Annotated in this window: 21 protein-coding genes; 9 read left to right on the top strand and 12 right to left on the bottom strand. The window is 62.8% G+C overall.

The genetic code is table 11. The features are described from left to right. Positions 1-71: 71 nt before the first annotated feature. Both ACN0YF_RS06090 and ACN0YF_RS06085 read left to right on the top strand, forming a co-directional pair. Positions 72-1,556 (top strand): S10 family peptidase, encoded by a 1,485-nt coding sequence (locus ACN0YF_RS06090; protein ID WP_417493711.1) that lies wholly within the window; start codon positions 72-74, stop codon positions 1,554-1,556. A gap of 247 nt (positions 1,557-1,803) precedes the next feature. Next, entirely contained in the window at positions 1,804-3,285 is a 1,482-nt protein-coding gene (locus tag ACN0YF_RS06085; protein WP_417493710.1) for a S10 family peptidase, read from the top strand. A 55-nt stretch (positions 3,286-3,340) separates the two neighbouring features. Here the strand turns inward: ACN0YF_RS06085 and ACN0YF_RS06080 are convergent, their stop codons facing one another. The 9 genes from ACN0YF_RS06080 to petA all read right to left on the bottom strand — a co-directional run bounded on the left by ACN0YF_RS06080 (position 3,341) and on the right by petA (position 9,874). Next, positions 3,341-4,000 (bottom strand): hypothetical protein, encoded by a 660-nt coding sequence (locus tag ACN0YF_RS06080; protein ID WP_417493709.1) that lies wholly within the window; start codon positions 3,998-4,000, stop codon positions 3,341-3,343. A gap of 94 nt (positions 4,001-4,094) precedes the next feature. After that, on the bottom strand, positions 4,095-4,451 hold the full coding sequence (locus ACN0YF_RS06075) for an antibiotic biosynthesis monooxygenase family protein (RefSeq protein WP_417493708.1): 357 nt from the start codon (positions 4,449-4,451) through the stop codon (positions 4,095-4,097). Positions 4,452-4,485: 34 nt separating this feature from the next. After that, a complete protein-coding gene (locus ACN0YF_RS06070; protein ID WP_417493797.1) occupies positions 4,486-4,959 on the bottom strand; it encodes an adenine phosphoribosyltransferase in 474 nt (157 codons plus the stop codon). A 75-nt stretch (positions 4,960-5,034) separates the two neighbouring features. Continuing rightward, positions 5,035-5,676, bottom strand: a complete 642-nt coding sequence (locus tag ACN0YF_RS06065; protein WP_417493707.1) for a glutathione S-transferase family protein — start codon at positions 5,674-5,676, stop codon at positions 5,035-5,037. 1 nt (position 5,677) lies between these two features. After that, positions 5,678-6,076 (bottom strand): lysozyme inhibitor LprI family protein, encoded by a 399-nt coding sequence (locus tag ACN0YF_RS06060; protein ID WP_417481394.1) that lies wholly within the window; start codon positions 6,074-6,076, stop codon positions 5,678-5,680. A 105-nt stretch (positions 6,077-6,181) separates the two neighbouring features. Next, on the bottom strand, positions 6,182-7,057 hold the full coding sequence (locus ACN0YF_RS06055; protein ID WP_417493706.1) for an S-methyl-5'-thioadenosine phosphorylase: 876 nt from the start codon (positions 7,055-7,057) through the stop codon (positions 6,182-6,184). Positions 7,058-7,137: 80 nt separating this feature from the next. Next, positions 7,138-7,941, bottom strand: a complete 804-nt coding sequence (locus ACN0YF_RS06050; protein WP_417493705.1) for a cytochrome c1 — start codon at positions 7,939-7,941, stop codon at positions 7,138-7,140. A gap of 11 nt (positions 7,942-7,952) precedes the next feature. Then, positions 7,953-9,251 carry a cytochrome b gene (locus ACN0YF_RS06045; RefSeq protein ID WP_417493704.1) on the bottom strand — a complete coding sequence of 433 codons (1,299 nt, stop codon included), beginning with the start codon at positions 9,249-9,251 and terminating at the stop codon, positions 7,953-7,955. Beyond that, complete coding sequence (gene petA, locus ACN0YF_RS06040; protein WP_417481398.1) at positions 9,248-9,874, bottom strand: ubiquinol-cytochrome c reductase iron-sulfur subunit; 627 nt, start codon at positions 9,872-9,874, stop codon at positions 9,248-9,250. The genes ACN0YF_RS06045 and petA overlap by 4 nt, the downstream gene beginning before the upstream one ends. A gap of 180 nt (positions 9,875-10,054) precedes the next feature. On the opposite strand from petA, the gene ACN0YF_RS06035 reads away from it, so the two are divergent. After that, a complete protein-coding gene (locus ACN0YF_RS06035; protein WP_417493703.1) occupies positions 10,055-10,501 on the top strand; it encodes a tRNA (cytidine(34)-2'-O)-methyltransferase in 447 nt (148 codons plus the stop codon). Here ACN0YF_RS06035 and ACN0YF_RS06030 read toward each other — a convergent pair. Further along, positions 10,498-11,364, bottom strand: coding sequence for a hypothetical protein (locus ACN0YF_RS06030; protein WP_417493702.1), 867 nt, complete (start codon positions 11,362-11,364; stop codon positions 10,498-10,500). The genes ACN0YF_RS06035 and ACN0YF_RS06030 overlap by 4 nt on opposite strands. Before the next feature lie 434 nt (positions 11,365-11,798). Between ACN0YF_RS06030 and ACN0YF_RS06025 the strand changes: the two genes are divergently transcribed. The 6 genes from ACN0YF_RS06025 to ACN0YF_RS06000 all read left to right on the top strand — a co-directional run bounded on the left by ACN0YF_RS06025 (position 11,799) and on the right by ACN0YF_RS06000 (position 17,205). Next, positions 11,799-13,088, top strand: coding sequence for a DEAD/DEAH box helicase (locus ACN0YF_RS06025; protein WP_417481400.1), 1,290 nt, complete (start codon positions 11,799-11,801; stop codon positions 13,086-13,088). A 77-nt stretch (positions 13,089-13,165) separates the two neighbouring features. After that, complete coding sequence (gene hemF, locus ACN0YF_RS06020) at positions 13,166-14,065, top strand: oxygen-dependent coproporphyrinogen oxidase (RefSeq protein ID WP_417493796.1); 900 nt, start codon at positions 13,166-13,168, stop codon at positions 14,063-14,065. A 172-nt stretch (positions 14,066-14,237) separates the two neighbouring features. Beyond that, positions 14,238-14,729, top strand: coding sequence for a hypothetical protein (locus ACN0YF_RS06015; RefSeq protein WP_417481401.1), 492 nt, complete (start codon positions 14,238-14,240; stop codon positions 14,727-14,729). 105 nt (positions 14,730-14,834) lie between these two features. Then, positions 14,835-15,647, top strand: coding sequence for a helix-turn-helix domain-containing protein (locus ACN0YF_RS06010; protein WP_417493701.1), 813 nt, complete (start codon positions 14,835-14,837; stop codon positions 15,645-15,647). Positions 15,648-15,724: 77 nt separating this feature from the next. After that, positions 15,725-16,435, top strand: coding sequence for a CPBP family intramembrane glutamic endopeptidase (locus ACN0YF_RS06005; protein WP_417481403.1), 711 nt, complete (start codon positions 15,725-15,727; stop codon positions 16,433-16,435). Between the two features lie 59 nt (positions 16,436-16,494). Next, a complete protein-coding gene (locus tag ACN0YF_RS06000) occupies positions 16,495-17,205 on the top strand; it encodes a CPBP family intramembrane glutamic endopeptidase (RefSeq protein ID WP_417493700.1) in 711 nt (236 codons plus the stop codon). A 70-nt stretch (positions 17,206-17,275) separates the two neighbouring features. Here the strand turns inward: ACN0YF_RS06000 and ACN0YF_RS05995 are convergent, their stop codons facing one another. After that, positions 17,276-18,529: a CCA tRNA nucleotidyltransferase gene (locus ACN0YF_RS05995; RefSeq protein WP_417493699.1), complete on the bottom strand. Its 1,254-nt coding sequence runs from the start codon at positions 18,527-18,529 to the stop codon at positions 17,276-17,278. Continuing rightward, on the bottom strand, positions 18,526-18,843 hold the full coding sequence (locus ACN0YF_RS05990; RefSeq protein ID WP_417481406.1) for a DUF6111 family protein: 318 nt from the start codon (positions 18,841-18,843) through the stop codon (positions 18,526-18,528). The genes ACN0YF_RS05995 and ACN0YF_RS05990 overlap by 4 nt, the downstream gene beginning before the upstream one ends. Between the last annotated feature and the right edge of the window lie 111 nt (positions 18,844-18,954).

The raw sequence follows: 18,954 nt of genomic DNA, 5'->3' as shown, positions 1-18,954 counted from the left end.
CGAACAATCGGTAACTTTCCCTCCATGCCGGTGCGCCCTAGACTTGGCGCGAACCATCTAGGGGAAGTTACATGATCAAGATCCTGGCTGCCGCGCTGAGTCTGGCCTGCCTGTCAGCGCCGGTCCTTGCCGCCGACGACGCGGCGAACACGCCCGAGGCACGTAGTTATGAAACCCGCGGTCAGGTGACCGTGAACGGTCAACGGGTGCGCTATACCGCGACCGCCGGCGAGACCTATCTGCTCGACGAAGACGGCAATCCAACCGCCTCCATCTTCTCGACCGCCTATATCGCCGACGGAACCACCGACCCGCGCACGCGCCCGGTCGCCTTCGTCTTCAATGGCGGGCCCGGCTCGGCCAGTCTCTGGCTGCATATGGGCGTGTTCGGACCACAACGCCTGGTCCTGCCCGACGTCCAGGACGATGGCGCTGCACCCTATGATGTTGTCGAAAACACCTATTCGATTCTCGATGTTGCCGATCTGGTCTTCGTCGATCCGGTCGGAACCGGCTGGAGCCGCCCCCTTGGCGATCATGAGGGCAGCGAATTCTGGGGCGTCGACGAGGACGCCGAAAGCCTCGCCGCCTTCATGCGTATGTGGCTGAGCGAGCACCAGCGCTGGAATTCACCGAAATTCCTGCTCGGTGAAAGCTATGGCACCCTGCGCATCGGCGCCTTGCTCAACCAGCTCGAAGGCGGCTTCACTGACGTCTCCATCAATGGCGTTGCGCTGATTTCCACCGTGCTCGATTTTCGCTTCGACGACACCTCCGATGGCAATGATGTCGGATTTGTCGGCCTGATGCCCGGCTTTGCCGCCACCGCCTGGTACCATGGCCGTGTCGATCGCTCGGCCTGGAACAACGATATCGACAGCTTCCTCGATGCCGCCCGCACCTTCGCGATTGAGGAATACATGCCGGCCCTGATGTACGGGGTCTCCCTGCCGGCCGAGCGCAAAGCGCGCGTCGTGCACGAATTGTCGCAATTCACCGGCCTGTCGGAAAGCTTCATCGAACGCGCCAATATGCGTGTCTCACTACGCCGCTTCCAACGGGAATTGCTGCGCGATCAGGGCCTCTCGGTCGGCCGGCTCGACAGCCGCTATACCGGCCAGGAAGTCGATGGCGTCGGTGACAGCCCGGAACAGGACCCGAGCTTTTACGGCATTGATGGAAGCTATACCGCCTCGATGCTGGATTATTTCACCCGGACGCTCGGTGTTGATATCACCGAGTATTATTCCTCGATCGGCGGGGTTCGGGGCTGGAACTGGGATGTCGGCCAGTCGGGCGACAACAGCTATATCAATGTCGCGCCGTGGATCGCACGTGCCATGCGGCAGAATTCCGATCTCCAGGTGCTGGTCGCCCAGGGTCATTTCGACCTGGCCACACCCTTCTTCGCGGCCGAGCTGATGTTCAACCAGCCCGGTTTCGACCAGGACCGGGTCCACTTCAAATATTATGAAGCCGGCCACATGATGTATATCCACCAGCCTTCGCTGGTCGATTTCACCGCCGATATCCGCGAGTTGATCACCAACCGCTAGAGGTATCACCGCTTGAAAAGGGCCGCTCCGATCCCGTGATCGGGGCGGCCTTTTGCTATTTTTTCTCACGGGTCAGGTCGAAACCGGCTGCGATCGCGCAGATCACGAAATACATGACCACGGCGGAGATCAGCGCCCCCCCCTGCCCCTCACGCGCGCCACGGCGATTTTCCAGCCAACCAAACTGTAACTTTCCCTCCGCCCCCCGGAGCTTTAGACCCCCGTGAAATTATTGGAGGGAAACACGATGATCCGCACACTAGTCGCCACGCTCAGCCTCGCCATGATTTCCGTCGGCGCTATCGCCGAGGAGGCCGCGCCAATTCCCGAGGCGCGCAGCTATGAAACCCGCGGCCAAGTGACGGTCAACGGGCAGCGCGTGCGGTATACGGCAACGGCCGGTGAAACCTATCTGCGTGATAGTGACGGCAATCCGACGGCCTCGATTTTTGCCACAACCTACATCGCGGACGGCACCAGCGATCCTCGTACCCGCCCGGTGGCCTTCGTCTTCAATGGCGGCCCGGGCTCGGCCAGCTTGTGGCTCCATCTGGGCGTATTCGGACCTCGGCACCTGGTTCTACCGGATGCCGGGGACGACGGCGCCGCGCCCTATGACATCGTTGAGAACACCCGCTCCATTCTGGATGTCGCCGATCTGGTCTTTATCGATCCGGTCGGTACAGGCTGGAGCCGCCCACTCGGCGAGCATGAAGGCTCTGAATTCTGGGGCGTGAACGAGGACGCCGCAAGCCTGGACCAGTTCATACGCATCTGGCTGTCGGAGCATCAACGCTGGAACTCCCCGAAATACTTGCTCGGCGAGAGCTACGGCACAACGCGCGTTGGCGCCCTGCTGAACCAGCTGGAAGGCGGCTACACCGACGTCGCCATCAACGGCGTCGTGTTGATCTCGACCGTTCTCGACTTCCGCTATAACGACACGGCGGACGGCAATGATGTCGGTTATGTCGCCTTGATGCCCGGCTACGCGGCGGCCGCCTGGCATCACAACCGTATCGACCGCTCCGCCTGGAATAATGACATCGAAACATTCCTCGCCGATGCGCGTACATTTGCCATCGAAGACTACATGCCCGCGCTGATGTATGGCGTCTCGCTGCCAGCCGAACGCCAGGCACAGATCGCCAGCGAATTGTCTCAGTTTATCGGCCTGCCCGCGAACTATCTCCAGCGTGCCAATCTGCGCGTCTCGCTCAGCCGGTTCCAGCGCGAACTGCTGCGCGACCAGGGCCTTTCAGTCGGTCGCTTCGATGCCCGCTATACCGGGGTCGAGATTGATGGCGTCGGCGAGCGGCCGGATGCGGATCCGAGCTTCTATGGCATTGATGGCGGCTACACCGCCGCAATGCAGGACTATTTCGGACGCACCCTTGGGGTCGATCTGACCCAGCCCTACGCCACCCTCGGCGATGTCGGGGACTGGAACTGGGATACCGGTCGGATGGGCAATAACAGCTACATCAATACCGGTCCGTGGATTGCTCGTGCCATGCGGCAGAACTCTGACCTGCAAGTGTTGGTCGCCCAGGGTTATTACGATCTGGCCACCCCGTTCATGGGGGCGGAACTGATGTTCCACCAGCCCGGCTTCGTGCAGGACCGGGTACATATGCGTTACTATGACGGTGGCCACATGGTCTATCTCAACGACGCCTCATTGACAGCGTTGGCTGACGATGTGCGGGAACTGATCACCAACCGCTAGAGGTATCGCCGCTTGAAAAGGGCCGCTTCGATCCCGTGATCGGGGCGGCCTTTTGCTATTTTGCCTCGCGGGTCAGATCGAAACCGGCTGCGATGGCGCAGATCAGCAGATACATCACCACGGCCGAGTATCCGGCCACGGCAATATCTGACGGCGGCGGCGTGGTCATACCGAGATAGAACAGGCCCAGCATCAGGACCGTGGCGATGACGGGCCAGATCCGCCCGAACCCGCCCTTCGCGCGCGTGCCGGTCAGATAGATCGCCATCGCACCAAGAAACAGTGCCAGCTCCAGCGCCATGGCAACGGGGAAGTTATTCCACAGGCCAAAGCCGAATTTGATATCCGAGCCGGGATAGAGCAGCAGGTCGGGCACATGCACGATCAGGTCGGTGAGCCAGTGCGAGAAAACCGCCGCGCCGACAACGATGCCGCCGAGTCTCTTGTCGCGGCGTGCCAACGCCGCCCAGACCAGACCGGCGCCGAGCGACCAGACCAGTGCCATAACGAGGCTGTGCGTCCAGGGCATGTCGTAGAGGTCGAGCGAATTTGAGGCGGTGAAGCCCTCGATAATGCGCACATGTTCGACACCCGTCGCGATGAAGGCGCCCCAGGCGATATCGACCAGCTGGACCGCAGCGAACAGAACCCAGAGCGGAACGGTTTTGGCGATGCGCTTGCCGATGAAAGCTGGCGCGTAATGACCGATGAACATGGTGGTGCTCCCCCGTTTGAATTGCGGGGATGCTAGCAGCGAGCGCAGCGGTGGAGAAAGTGAATTCTGGGCGGTGGCTCAGACGCAGGCGGCTTCAATCAACAGAGCGCCCCTCAGGGCCCGAATAGGCGCGCTCGACTTTGGCCACCCGTAATTCGTAATGCGTATACCAGCGCTCAATGCCCACTTTCTGGGCGACCAGATGCCTGGCGAGGCCCTTCCAGGCCGCGATGCTCTCCTCGTCGCGCCAGTAGGACACCGTAATCCCCAGCCTGTCCGCATCGCGGGCACTTTCTGCGCCCAGACAGCCGGGTTGTTCCAGCGCAAGTGCGTACATCGCATCGGCCATGGCACCATACCCCTCATCATTTTCAGCGAGCAGGCTGGTGAAGATGACCGCGTAATAGGGCGGCACTGGCGTTTTGGAGAAACGGCCGGTTGGTGTCGTCATGGGATCAGCCCCGCCAGAGAAACATCGCCCGCCCTCAATGCCCCTCGTAGGACACCAGGCTGGAAACCGGAACGCCGAGCGCCTCGATGCGCTTGGCGCCGCCCAGCTCGGGCAGGTCGATGATGAAGGTCGCGCCGACCACGGTCGCGCCGGCACGCTGCAGCAGCCGGATCGAGGCCTCCGCCGTGCCGCCGGTGGCGATCAGGTCATCGACCAGCAGGACGCGGTCACCTTCGCGCACGGCATCGGTATGGATCTCGATCGTGTCGGTGCCGTATTCCAGCTCGTATTCTTCCGACAGGGTCCGCCAGGGCAATTTGCCCTTCTTGCGCACCGGCACGAAGCCAACGGAAAGCTGATGCGCCACCGCGCCGCCCAGAATGAAGCCGCGAGCCTCGGTCCCGGCAACCTGGTCAATCTTGGCGCCGGCCCAGGGCTGGACCATCTGATCGATCGCGATGCGGAAGGCCCGCGGATCGCCAATCAGTGTGGTGACATCGCGAAACATGACACCCGGTTTTGGATAGTCCGGAATGGTGCGAATGGCGGCTTTGAGATCGATCAAGTCGGTTCCCCTCAAGGGTCAGGCGTGTGAGTGGCCAGGCGGCAGCAGGTCTTCACGCTGCGCCGCGTCGAACCAGTCGCGATAGTCTTCATCGGCCAGAAGCGTATCGCAATAGGCTTGCGACGCCGCATCCAGCTCGATGGCGAAATGGTGGAAGCGGGCCGCGACCGGTGTGTAGAAGGCGTCGGCAATGCTCCACTGTCCGAACAGGAAGGGGCCGTCGCCGCATTTGACTGCGGTCCACATGGCCTGGATGGCGGCGACATCCTTGCGCACCGCATCATCCAGCGCGATCGGCGCAGGGGGCCGGCAGAGATCCATCGGACAGGCATTGCGCAGGGCGGAGAAGCCGCTATGCATCGCCGCCGTGACCGAGCGGGCCTGCCCGCGCACGCCCGGATCGGATGGCCAGAGCGCCGGATTGTGTTCCGCGGCCCACTCACAGATCGCCAGCGAATCCCAGATCGCCACGCCGCCGGACTCGAGCACAGGTACGGTGCCGCCCGGCGAGACCGCCTCGAGTGCCGCGCGCGAGTCCGGCCGGTCGAGCGGGATCATGTGCTCGTCAAAGCCAATCCCGGCCTTGCGCAGGGCCAGCCATGGCCGCATCGACCAGCTGGACAATTGCCTGTTGCCGATATGCAGAACGGGACGGCCCAACTCAGTGCTCCAGCAATTCCGCAGCCCTGGCCCGGTCAAGCGCGATCCGGCAATCAAGGATGATTTCCTCGCGCGAGGTCTCGCTGACGAACATCAGCGAACCGCGCCGCACACATTCCGCATCGCGATACCGGGTCCAGACGGCCTGGGCCTCATCAAGACTGGCTGCGGCGTGGAACATGCCTCCGGAATCCAGATCGGACTCGCTCGCATCCTCCCTCGCCTGCTCATGGGCGGCCTGCAATTGCGTTTCGGCCTCGCGCAGCAGCGTATTGAGGCAGGCGCGACGCGCACGCGCATCGGTCACGTGCTCGGCGCACTCAAACGCCGGGCGCGGATTGGGTGGCCCCAGGGCGGGTACATCGCCCTGGATCAGCAAGGACATCACAAGAACCAACATCGAAAACTCCCGAACACAACAGATGCCTTTATGGACGAGGGCTGGATCGGGGAAAAGGCTTGTCGGCTCCCGATACCGGATTCAGGGGGCCCAGACGCTCCCGCCTCAGCCCAGCACGCGGCCGGCAATCGGCGCCAGTTGCGCCACCACCTCCGGATCCCGCGCGGCAGCCGGGGTGATGATGGCCGTGTCGAGCACGGTCTCGATACCGTCAGGTCCGGGCGTGCGCGCCTGGCGAGACATCGCCAGCACCATCCGGTCGAGCAATTGCCGCGCCTTGACGGTATTGCCGCGCATGACCTCCAGCACCAGGCCCACATCGACGCTGTGGGTGTGTTCGCGCCAGCAATCATAATCGGTGACCATGGCGATCGAGGCATAGGGCAGCTCGGCTTCGCGGGCGAGACGCGCCTCGGGCATATTGGTCATGCCGATCACATCCATGCCCCACTGCCGGTAGAGCTCGCTCTCGGCGCGGGTGGAAAATTGCGGGCCCTCCATCGCCAGATAGGTGCCGCGCGGCGTCAGGGCGATGCCGGCAGCCGCTCCGGCCTCGGCTGCGAGCGATGAGAGGCGGCTACAGACCGGTTTCGCCATCGGCACGTGGGCGACACAGCCCGGCCCGAAAAAGCTTCGCTCGCGGCCCTCTGTGCGATCAACATACTGGTCGACAATCACGAAATGCCCGGGCGGCAATTCCTCACGCAGCGAGCCGCAGGCGGAGATCGAGAGAATATCGGTGCAGCCGGCCTGTTTCAGCGCCGCGATATTGGCGCGAAACGGGATCGCCGAAGGCGGGAGCCGATGCCCCTGCCCGTGACGCGGCAGGAAGACCAGCGGCACGCCGTGCAACTCGCCGAAGGTGAGCAGGTCGGAGGGTTCGCCCCAGGGCGTCTCCAGCCGCTCGCGACGGAGGTTTTCTAGGCCGTCGAGCGCATAGAGCCCGGAACCGCCAATAATGCCGAGCGTCCACTGACCCATCGTCAATCTCCCGGTGGTGTCACGAAAAAGGGCTGCGAACTCACGTTCGCAGCCCCTTGTTCATACCGTGTGTGTCGCGATCAATGCTTCACATTGGCCCAGATCTGGCGGTAGGCCAGATAGACCAGGATCGCGAAGATGAAGAGATAGATCAGTACCATCACACCCATCTGCTTGCGCGCTTCCATATGCGGATCGCCGGCCCAGGTCAGGAAGGTGACAATGTCTTCCGCCATCTGTTCCATGCTCGGCTCGGTGCCATCGGCATAGGTGATGAGACCTTCCGACAGCGGCGGAGCCATCGCGATGACGCCCCCGGCAAAATAAGGATTGTAGTGCTTGCCTGGCGCGATGGTGACATCGTGTGGCACTTCCTCGCCATAGCCGAGCAGCAGCGAGCGGATATAGTCCGCACCATGGCTGCGGGCCTTGACGATCAGCGACAGGTCCGGCGGCAGCGCGCCACCATTGGAACCGCGCGCCTGCTGCGGATTGGCAAACGGTGCCGGGAAGGCATCGCTGGGCACGCCGGGACGTTCGAACATGTCGCCGGCATCATCCGGGCCATCCTCGATCATGTAGCTGGCCGCGATCTGCATCACGATCGCATTGTCATTGGCGTTGGGGAATTCCTCGCTCTCGAACGGGCCGCCAGCCTCGCCGAGATTGCGGAAATGCACCAGGTCCAGCGAGTGACAGCTGGCACAGACTTCCTGGTAGATCTGCAGACCACGCTGCAGGGCCTGCCGGTCGAACGTGCCGAACGGCCCGGCATTGTGCCAGTGGTGATGCTCGGGAGCACGCTGTCCGGCGGTCGCGGCCCAGGCAATGCCCGAGAGGCCCAGGGCTGCCACGGCGGCGACGAGAATACGGGTCATCTTCATGGTTATCGCCCCTATGCCTTGGCCGAGCCGAGGACGGCCGCTTCGATGGAAGCAGGACGGTCAATCGGCTTCTCGATAATTCCCATCACCGGCAGGATGATGAGGAAGTAGGCGAAATAGTAGAAAGTCAGGAACTGCGCGAACAACACGAAGGGCAGGCCGGTGGCCACGCCATCGGCATTATGGCCGATCGTGAACACCAGATCGTCCGGATTGTTGGCACCGCACCAGCCCAGTCCCAGGCAGGCCAGGACGAAGAGGATGAAGAACACCCGCGTCACCGGACGAAAGCGCATCGAGCGCACTTTCGAGGTGTCGAGCCAAGGCAGCACGAAGAGGATCAGGATCGCACCGAACATGGCGATCACGCCGCCCAGCTTGGCATCGATCGGACCGATATCGAAGGTGACGGCCCGCAGGATCGCGTAGAAGGGCAGGTAATACCATTCCGGAACGATGTGCGACGGGGTCGAGAGCGGATTGGCCTCGATGAAGTTGTCGGCATGGCCCAGAACATTCGGCAGGAAGAAGACGAAAGTGGCGAAGATCATCAGATAGACGATGATCGCGAAGCCGTCCTTCACCGTGTAATACGGATGGAAGGGCAGCGTATCCTTCTTGGTCTTCACCTCGATGCCGACCGGATTGCCATTGCCCGGCACGTGCAGCGCCCAGATGTGCAGGATCACGACACCGGCAATCACGAAGGGCAGAAGGTAGTGCAGCGAGAAGAAGCGGCTCAGCGTGGCCTGACCGACGGAGAAACCGCCCCACAGCCATTCGCGGATCGCGTCGCCGATGAAGGGCAGTGCGCCGATCAGATTGGTGATCACCATCGCGCCCCAATAGGACATCTGACCCCAGGGCAGGACATAGCCCATGAAACCGGTCGCCATCATCAGCAGATAGATCACGACACCGAGGATCCAGAGGATCTCGCGCGGCGCCTTGTAGGAGCCGTAATACAGGCCCCGGAACATGTGGATATAGACGGCGACAAAGAAGAAGCTGGCGCCATTGGCGTGCATTGACTGGATCAGCCAGCCGAATTTCACGTCACGGCGAATACGCTCGAGGCTGTCGAACGCCATGCTCTCATGCGGCACGTAGTGCATGGCCAGCACGATGCCGGACACGATCTGGATGACGAGGAAGATCGCGAGGATCCCGCCGAACGTCCACCAGTAGTTCAGATTCCGCGGCGTCGGGAAATCGACGAAGCTGTCATAACCGAGGCGGATGATTGGAAGACGCGCATCAAGCCAGCGCGTGAAGCCGGTTTTCGGCTCATAGGTCGAAGGACCGCTCATGATGCAACCCACCCTGATTGTGCAGCTTCTTCAGGCGACAGACCGATCTTCACGGTCGTTTCCGTTTCAAAGTAATAATCGGGAACCGGCAGGTTCTCCGGTGCCGGTCCGCGGCGGATACGCGCGGAACCGTCATAATGCGAGCCATGGCAGGGGCAGTACCAGCCATCATAATCGCCCATATCGACGCCAATCCCGAGCGGGACGCAGCCGAGGTGCGTACAATTGCCTTTGACGATCAGATATTCAGGACGCAGGACGCGGTTTTCGTCAGCGGCGGAGGCGTTCTCCATGCCGGCATTCAGATTGCGTGAGGCGTCATCCGGCAGGTCGCTGAGCGGGACCGCGCGGGCCTCATCGATCATCGCCTGTGTGCGGTGACGGATAAACACCGGCCCGCCGCGCCACATCACCGTGATCTCGCTGCCATCGGTCACTGAAGACACATCCACGCGGATCGAACCGAGTGCCAGTGTGTCAGCGGCCGGGTTCATCTGATCGATGAAAGGCCAGATCGCCATACCGGCACCGATCGCGGCAGCGCCTGTGGCCGCGATATAGATGAAGTCGCGGCGAGATGGTTCCTGACCATGTTCACCGAGCGCGCCGTTCTGTTCCGTCACGAGCCGACCTCTTCTCTTTTCTTAAACGGGGTCACGCGAAAGCGTCCCCCTGCCCCAGATAACTTGACGTCCTCGCGCAAGCGCGGTTTGACGCCGTATAACCTAACGCCGGATTGGCTGACCAGTGCGTGGCGCAATGCCGCACACTGAATTCGACCCCCGGCCAGTGCGCGGCTTAAAATGCGGATCGTTTTTTTTCAACCTGATATTCCGCAAAATCTTGGGGCGGCCATGCGCGTCGCCGCCTGTTTCGGTGCGGGTATGGACATTGTGGAACCCTGCGCTTTCCCCTTAACAGACAAGAAAATCCGCGCTGCGGCGATGGATTATGGTGCGGCAATATCACCCACCCGGCACGCCTCATGGACTGCATATCAAAAGAGTGCAGAAGCTGCACAAGGCCGCCTCGTCCTGTTCACAACCACCGGGGCCGGCGAAATCTGGGACTTCAATTTTTCTGCAGATGACCGCCTGCTTTTCGGCCGCGAGAGCGCCGGCGTGCCCGAAAACGTCCACGAATCAGCCGACGAGAGGGTGCGAATTCCGATTCGCGACGGCATGCGCTCGCTCAATGTGACGGTTTCGGCGGCAATCGCCCTGGCGGAAGCCAGCCGGCAGCTGCGCTAGCCGGCCGAGGCCAGGGCGCGGAAGGTGTTGGCGGCATCGTCAGAGGTGGAGATGTGGTCGAGATAGACCAGCATGCCCCGGCATATTAGGGCGAACTCGGCGTCGTTCTCCGGCAGGCGCGCGCCGAACAACACCATGTTTTCCGCACCGATAGCCTCGCTCGCAGCGGCCACGGCCGCCGCCACACCAGCCTGTCCGGCCTCGGAGTTCACCGGCACGGCCTCATCATTTGCGGTCCGAGCCAGTTCAATCATCTGACGGGCCAGCACGAGCGGGTCTACGCCCAATGCCTCAAGATCCGGGCTCGGCGGGCCACCCGGCACACCGGGGAAATAAAAGCCGTAACAGTCCCGGGGATGATCCAGCAATGTCTCACGCGTCACCCTGCCCAGCGCCGAATAGAAATCCAGCAGGGCCTCATCAGTCGCACGGGGCGAGAACTCGGCCATAACCCAGGCCCCGATCGCCTCGCCCTCGGTGCGGGCCACGCGTTCGGCCGCGACACCGCCGCCCTCCCGGTAGGCGGCAGCCACGGCATCGCGCCAGGCCTGGGCGCGCTCGGGAGCCTTTTCCTGCAGAACCTGGAAGAAAGGCTCCTGCGCCATCATCTCCGCGACATCGCCTTCGAAATCCGGGCCGATCCAGTCTCGCACCGTCGGGCCGATGACGGGATCCAGCAAGGGTTGCCCCAGCCTGGCCCCAAGCACGACGACGATGATCATCACGATACCGCGCAAATCCAGCTTGCGGGCTGCACCATCTGCCGTGGCACGGCGCGGCCACAGGACCGCAAGCAGCAATGTGCCCAATCCAGCCCCGACGGCGCCGCCGATAGCGGCGAGAACAACTGACGACCAATCCATGACTTCCCCCAAAGCTCTGATCCATCGCGCAAGGGAGCGGGAAACCTGCAGGCTTGCAACCTTTATTATTGATCCCACCCGTGTGACCATCGCCGCGCCCGCGGCTTGTGTGCCAACTCCGGAGCCCCGGCAGGGGCCGGACATGCCTGCGTGGCCGCATCAATTATGCCTTGCGCTGCAGTGCAACATGTGACCATCTCTCCCTTGCCTGCGCACCGCGCGTAGACGCCAAGGTGAGTCATGGCGCGCAGGGAGTACCGGCAGACGGCTGCTTTTTCGCTTCCGACCGCCATCAGCGCCCCCGGGTATTTGCCACTTGCTGGCCGGTATCGCAGAGGCATCGCCGAGCGGCTGACCTACGCAAGCTTCTTTTAAAAATTATTTGGTGCAGCGTGCGGACGAATCCGTGCGCGCGCCTCAATATGAGTGTCCATTTGACCCAATTTGCAGATCTCGGCCTGGCCGAACCCGTCCTCCGCGCCATTACGGCCGCTGGTTATGAAACCCCTACCCCCATTCAGGCGAAAGCCATCCCTACCCTGCTCGAAGGGCGCGACCTGATCGGTATCGCCCAGACCGGCACCGGCAAGACGGCTGCCTTCGTGCTGCCGCTGCTGACGCGCCTGGCACAAGCCAATGAGCGCCCGAACCCACGCAATTGCCGCGCCCTCATCCTGGCGCCGACCCGTGAGCTGGCTGCCCAGATCGACGATTCCATCCGCGACTACGCCAAATTCATGAAGCTGACCCATTGCGTGGTTGTCGGCGGCGTGAAGCCTCGTCCGCAGATCAAGCGCCTTGAAGGCGGCGTCGATATCCTCGTCGCCACGCCGGGCCGCCTGCTCGACCATGTCTCGACCGGCGCCCTGCGCCTCGACGGCGTCAAGACAGTGATCCTGGACGAAGCTGACCAGATGATGGATCTCGGCTTCATGCCGGCGATCCGCCAAATCATGTCCAAGCTGCGCAAGACCCGCCAGACCATGCTGTTCTCGGCCACCATGCCGGCCCAGATCCGCAAGCTGGCGAGCGATTTCCTCGACAATCCGGCGGAAGTCAGCGTTGCGCCGCAATCCAAGCCGATCGAGCGTATCCAGCAGGAAGTGATGCTGATGGATGCCTCCGCCAAGCGCAACGCCCTGCGGGACATCCTGAAAGCTCCGGAAGTCAAACTCGCCATCGTCTTCACACGCACCAAGCGCGGCGCCGACCGTGTCGTCCAGAACCTGGAGAAGGACGGCCTGCGCGCCGCCGCCATCCACGGCAACAAGAGCCAGAACCAGCGGGAAAAAACCCTCGCCAATTTCAAGAATGGCTCGGTCAATATCCTGGTCGCGACCGACATTGCCGCCCGCGGCATTGATGTCGACGGCATCACCCATGTCGTGAACTATGAAATGCCGACCGTGGCCGAGGTTTATGTCCACCGGATCGGCCGCACCGCGCGCGCCGGTACCGATGGCATTGCCATTGCCCTGGTGGAACCGGACGAGCGCACCATGCTGCGCGAGATCGAAAACCTGATCGGCAAGTATCTCACTGCCGAGGGCGCCGCCCTGCACATTCCAAAACCGGTCAAGAAGCCCGGTGGCGGCAATCGTGGTGGCGGCGGGGGCGGACAACGCCGCGGCGGCCGTCCGCAAGGCCAGACTGTCACTGCAACCGGCTCACGCAAGCCTGGCGGTCGCCGCCAGGGCCAGAGTGGCCAGCGCAAAGCGGGCTAAACCGCTACGAGTTGTCGCGGGCCGCAAATGGCCCGCGACCTTGCCCTTCGCGGCAAGCGCCGTATTGATGGCGCATGATGACGACACAGACACACCCGACCAGCACCGATCTCGACACCCGCCGTGCCAAGGCACGCGCCTGGTTCGAGCAATTGCGCGACATGATCTGCGCCGAGTTCGAACGTCTCGAGGACGAGGCCCCCGCGAGCCTCTATCCCGGCGAGCCCGGACGCTTCGTACGCGAGGCCTGGTCGCGCGGCGATGGCTCATCCGACCAGGGCGGCGGCATCACCTCGATCATGAAGGGGCGCCTGTTCGAGAAGGTCGGCGTTCACGTCTCGACCGTGCATGGCGAGTTTTCAGAACAATTCCGCGCCCAGATCCCCGGCGCCAGCGAAGACCCGCGCTTCTGGGCCTCCGGCATTTCACTGATCGCGCATATGTGGAACCCGCATGTGCCCGCCGTGCACATGAATACGCGCTTCATCACCACCACGAAGGGCTGGTTCGGCGGCGGCATGGACCTGACCCCGGTGCTCGATCGCTACCGCACCCAGGATCATGAAGACGCCATCGACTTCCACGCCGCCTGCCAGCAGGCCTGTGACAAGCATGGCGATGATTTCCATGCCCGGTTCAAGAAATGGTGCGAGGAATATTTCTTCCTGCCGCATCGCAATGAGCCGCGCGGCATTGGCGGCATTTTCTACGACCGTCACGACACCGGCGACTGGGACGCTGATTTCGCCTTTACCAAGGATGTCGGCCTGGCCTTTCTCGACATCTATCCGCAGCTCGTACGCCGCCGCATGGCGACACCCTGGACCGCCGATGAGCGCGAGGAACAACTGGTCCGTCGCGGCCGCTATGCCGAGTTCAACCTGCTCTATGATCGCGGCACGAAGTTCGGTCTCGAGACCGGCGGCAATGTGAAATCCATCCTGTCCTCCATGCCGCCCGAGGCAAAATGGCCGTGATTGACGATCGGGGGCAAACAGCCGCCCGGCGGAATATCTTGCCCGGTGCATCTTGCCGTTCTTGCGGAATCCGCAGTCTGAAAGCAAGAATTTCCCAATAAATTCAATGCTGCAATCCCGGCACACTTGTTGCGACCCCGCCTGCAATGCAGAGGCGTATGAGGGGGCGTGAATGTCGGATCTGAGATTGACGGGCGTGACACCGGGCGTGTCGGACTGGTTTGCAAAACTGCAGACCCAGACCCGCGAAGCAACCGGGACTGCGATCGAGATTTCAAAGCCTGCGCCGGCCGGCGACAGTGCCCCTGCGGCACCGGTTGCGAGCGGTGGCCGTCTGGAACGCAGTGACAAGACCGCTCCGCTGCCCAGCGCCGATGAAAATGCCCTGGTCAGCGAATTCCTGAAATGGGCGCATATGTCGCCGGCCGAACGAATCCGGGCGCAATATCTCGGCGAGGAAGGCCTCACGGAAGAGGCCCTGAAAGCCCTGCCCAAGGAAGAGCGCGACGCGGTCGAGCTGGAAATTGCGGCACGGATCCAGGAAGCGATCGGTGGCACTGGAGAGGTCGGCCAGACTGTCTCGAGTGCGGCCACGCAACAGGCGAACGCCGCCTATCAGCAGACCTCCCGGCTTCTGGCCGAGACCATGACCCTTTCGGGCTGACCCCAGCGCAATCAGATGTGAGCAAGCAATCGCGGTCCCGGACTGCATCCATTCCGCTCCACCCGTGCATCCTAGCAACAGGGATGCAGCGGAACGGGAACGAACATGCGCCAGCAACACACCGATTGCAAAATCCGGCGCTTCCAGGCCAGCCTCGGTCGCACCGCCTTTTCACCGCATCGCCACGACGTGTACACACTCGGACTGACCCTGCGCGGTGTACAGTGTTTCAACTATCGCGGCGGCGCGCGCCGGTCCCTGCCCGGGGAGCTTGTCGTGCTCCACCCCGACGAATTGCACGACGGACACGCCGGCACCGATGACGGCTTCACCTATCGGGCCATCACGATTCAACCAGGCGCCCTCGGCTCCATTCTGCCTGGCCGCGCCCTGCCATTCATCCAAGGCGGCCAGTCAGCCCACCCCGGTCTCCTCCAGGCTGTCAGAACAGCCCTGTCGCACCCGGCGGACGAGCTCTCCCCCCTGCAGCAGGACGAGGCCCTGTTCGATATCGCGACCGCCCTGCACGCCGCCTCCGGCCAGGCCGCGCTTGACGGCCCGCTCGACGCTCGCGCCAGCGAACGCGCCCGCAGCTATATACACGACCATCTCGACCAGCCGGTCTCGATGCAGGATCTGGAACAGGCCGCCGGGCAGGATCGCTGGCAACTGTCGCGAGACTTTCGCCGCCTGCACGGCACCAGCCCCTATCGCTATCTGCTGATGCGGCGCCTTGATGCCGCACGCGACCGCATCCAGCGGGGCGAGAGCATCGCCCAGACGGCACTGGCCTGCGGCTTCAATGATCAAAGCCACATGACGCGCCATTTCAAGGCGGCCCACGGATTGAGCCCGTTTCGCTGGAAGCGTAGCGTCACACCAGCAGCGCGAAGCGCCCGCACAATCGTGCAAGATTGAAACCGGGGACGATGGGAGAAGAGGCGGTGTTCGCTATTCGGTGAACCGCTTCATCCCTCCAATCCGATGGTATCACAATGCCTGTCTACGCCCCGCAGAAACCCCGCTTCCTTGTGCTCGAACTGGGTGCGGCCATTGCCTGCCTGATCCTGACGAAAATGCTGTTCGATCCGATCGCCTGGCGTTTTGCCGGACCGATGTCGATGGCCTGCACCATCGCCTTCATCGCCCTTCTTGCCCGCCTGCGTTCTGAATCCTGGTCCGATTTCGGCCTTCGCGGACTGCCCGGTCTGAAATCAAAACTCTGGTTCCTGCCGCAGGTGGTTCTCGGCATGGTCGCGATCATGGGCTCCGGTGCCGTGGTTGGCCTTGGCGGCGAGGCCCTGGGGCTTTGGGACATGAGCGTCACCCCCTCCGGCGTTGAAGATCGCTTTGCCGGGACCACCGGCAATCTGCCGCGCTATCTGATGTGGATGGGGCTGGGCATCGTCAGCGGCGGTTTTGGCGAGGAAGTCTTCTTCCGCGGTTATCTGATGCGCCGCATCGAAGGCATCCTGCCCGCCTCGGCCCTGCGGCCCGTCCTGATGGTGGTCCTGCCGGCGCTGATGTTTGGCGGCGTGCACTTCTATTATCAGGGCCTGAGCGGCCTGCTCTCGATAGCCGCCATCGGCTTTGCGATCGGAACGCTCTACCTGCTCTACAAGCGCAATCTCTGGCCGCTGATCGTCGCCCACGCCCTGGTCGATTCGATCGGCTTCACCGCGCTCTATCTCGGTGTCGAGGTCTAGGCCCCGGCGAAGCTCGCCCCACCCCACCTTCGCACTCACCCCCCTCAGGGAGACCCTTCATGACTGATACAAATCCGCCATCCCGCATCCGCTCCCTGATCGAACTGGGCTACGTCGTGGCCTTCGCACTGATTTCGAAACTGATCCTCGACGAGTATATCTGGAAATTCTCCGGCCCGGTCTCGCTCGCCCTGACCCTGGTGCTGTTCTCCATCTGGATGCAGCGGCGTGGCGAAACCTGGTCAGAGATCGGTCTGCGTCCCCTGCCCGGTCTCAAGGCGAAACTCCTTATAGTGCCCCAGGCCCTGCTGGGCGTGGTGGCGATCCTGGCCACGGGTGTTCTGACCGGACTGGCCGGCGATGCCCTGGGTCTGTGGTCGGTTGCCGAACAGCCTGCCGGGGTCGCGGAACGCTGGGGCGATGTGCGCGGCAATCTGCCGGTCTATCTGCTCTGGGTCACGCTTTCCTGGGTCAGCGGCGGTTTTGCCGAGGAGATGTTTTTCCGCGGGGTTCTCATCACCTGGGCGGCGCGCGTGTTCGGCGGCAAGGGCGCCGCGCTGGTTCTCGCCGTCCTGTTCGCCGGTTTCGTCTTCGGCTACGGGCATTTCTACTATCAGGGCCTGCGCGGCTGGGTCTCGACCGGCATGATCGGCGTCGCGCTCGGCGTGCTCTACCTGGTCTACAAGCGCAATCTCTGGCCGCTCATCATGGCCCATGGCCTGGTCGACACGTTGGTCTTCACCGCCCATTACGCCGATCTCGACATGTGAATCCCACGCAGGAAAAAGCCCCGGTCCAGGACCGGGGCTTTTCACTCATTCAAGGATCAATGCGCGAAGCCTAGTGCTTCAGGCGCGCGATCAATTCTTCCTTGGTCGGCTCGAAACGTTCGGCAATCCAGTGAGCCTTGAGGGCATCCATCGCATCACCGAGCATCGGGCCGGGCTCATAGCCAAGCAGGATGAGATCGCCGCCGGAGACGGGGAAGTCAGGCTGTTGCCATTCGCGGGCGAATTTGGCGAGCAGGGTCCAGTCACGCGGTGGCGGCGCCACATCGCTGGCGGCCGCGAGCCGCACCTGGTCTTCAAAGGCGCGCGCGCCGAGCGACATGATCGCCCGCTCCGCTGCGGCCATGTCGGTGAAAGCTGCCTCGACCTCGCCGCACAGCGACGGATCGACCGCGCCTTGCATGCGCCGGCTCTCGGCATTCGACATTTTCAGTTTGGCTGCCATGATCCTGATCCTTTCGGGTCCACCGCCAACAAGAGCCACAAACCGCAAAAGCGGGTCGGGTTCCAGACCGGCAGTGATATCTTGGTTTATAATACCTCCAAGGATTCTTAAGGATCCGTTCACTCCCAGAATTTCTGACAGGATGCCGTGTTCGGCCATTACGGCGATGGCCGGCCCCGGATCGGGTGCGGCGAGCAGTTTTTTCAGCTCCGACCAGACCCGCTCGGCCGACAGGGTGTGCAGGCCCTGCTTCAGCCGCGCCGCCGCTTCCACCCCTTCCGGGTCAGGCGCGCCGGCCCCGTACCAGGCCTCGAATCGGAACAGGCGCAGGGTGCGCAGATAGTCCTCGCGGATGCGGTTTTCCGCCGAACCGACAAACACGAAATGGCATGGATCGAGATCGGCTAGGCCTCCGGTCGGATCATGAATGATCCCGTTCCGGTCGGCATAAAGGGCGTTGAGCCGGAAATCGCGGCGCCGGGCGTCCTCATCCCAGTCCTCGGTGAAGGCGACCACGGCGCGTCGGCCATCGGTCTCGACATCGCGGCGCAGCGTGGTGACTTCAAACGGGCGACCAGCGGAGATGATGGAAACCGTGCCGTGGCGGATACCGGTCGGCACCGGTTTCAGGCCCGCCGCCCGGGCCGCCTCGACGACCTGTTCGGGCAGGAGCTGGGTGGCGATATCAACATCGGCGACGGGCTTGCCCAGCAGGGCATTGCGGATACAGCCGCCGACATAGCGTGAGCCGCCGGGCCGTGCGGCCTCCAGCGCATCCATCACCGCCTGCGTCGCCGGATCGCGCATCCAGACGTGATCGGTCGGATCAAGACGGGTCGGGAGGGCGCGGGCTGCCGTCATTGCGGCTCGGTGGTCTCACCCGTCGCGGGGTTGCCGGCCTCAAACTCTTCGACGGGCACGAAATGGCCGGGCACGACACGGCCGTCAACGACGCGCGGGGGCACATAGACCTCGCCCTCATGGCTGCCCTGGCTCGACTCCAGCATGACCAGCGAGATCAGGACGAGGATCGACAGGCCGGCCCCGATCGCCGCCAGCCGCAGGGTTGGCGTCGCCTCGATGGGATGTTCGGAATTCGACTGCCAGCGCCAGATAAAGAAAATCAGGAATGGCAGAAAGAAGGAAGCAATCTCGAGAATGGTGATGCGGATCATGTTCTACCCATACAGCTTGTCGTGCAGCGACTTCAACAGACCTGCCGTAACGCCCCATATATAGCGATCTTCCCAGGGCATGGCATAGAAATGACGCTCCTGCCCCTGCCA

The organism is Maricaulis sp. (assembly GCF_048270265.1).
Lineage (GTDB): Bacteria > Pseudomonadota > Alphaproteobacteria > Caulobacterales > Maricaulaceae > Maricaulis.
Note: the sequence above shows the minus strand (reverse complement) of the source record. Positions and strands in the feature narration are given on the sequence as shown.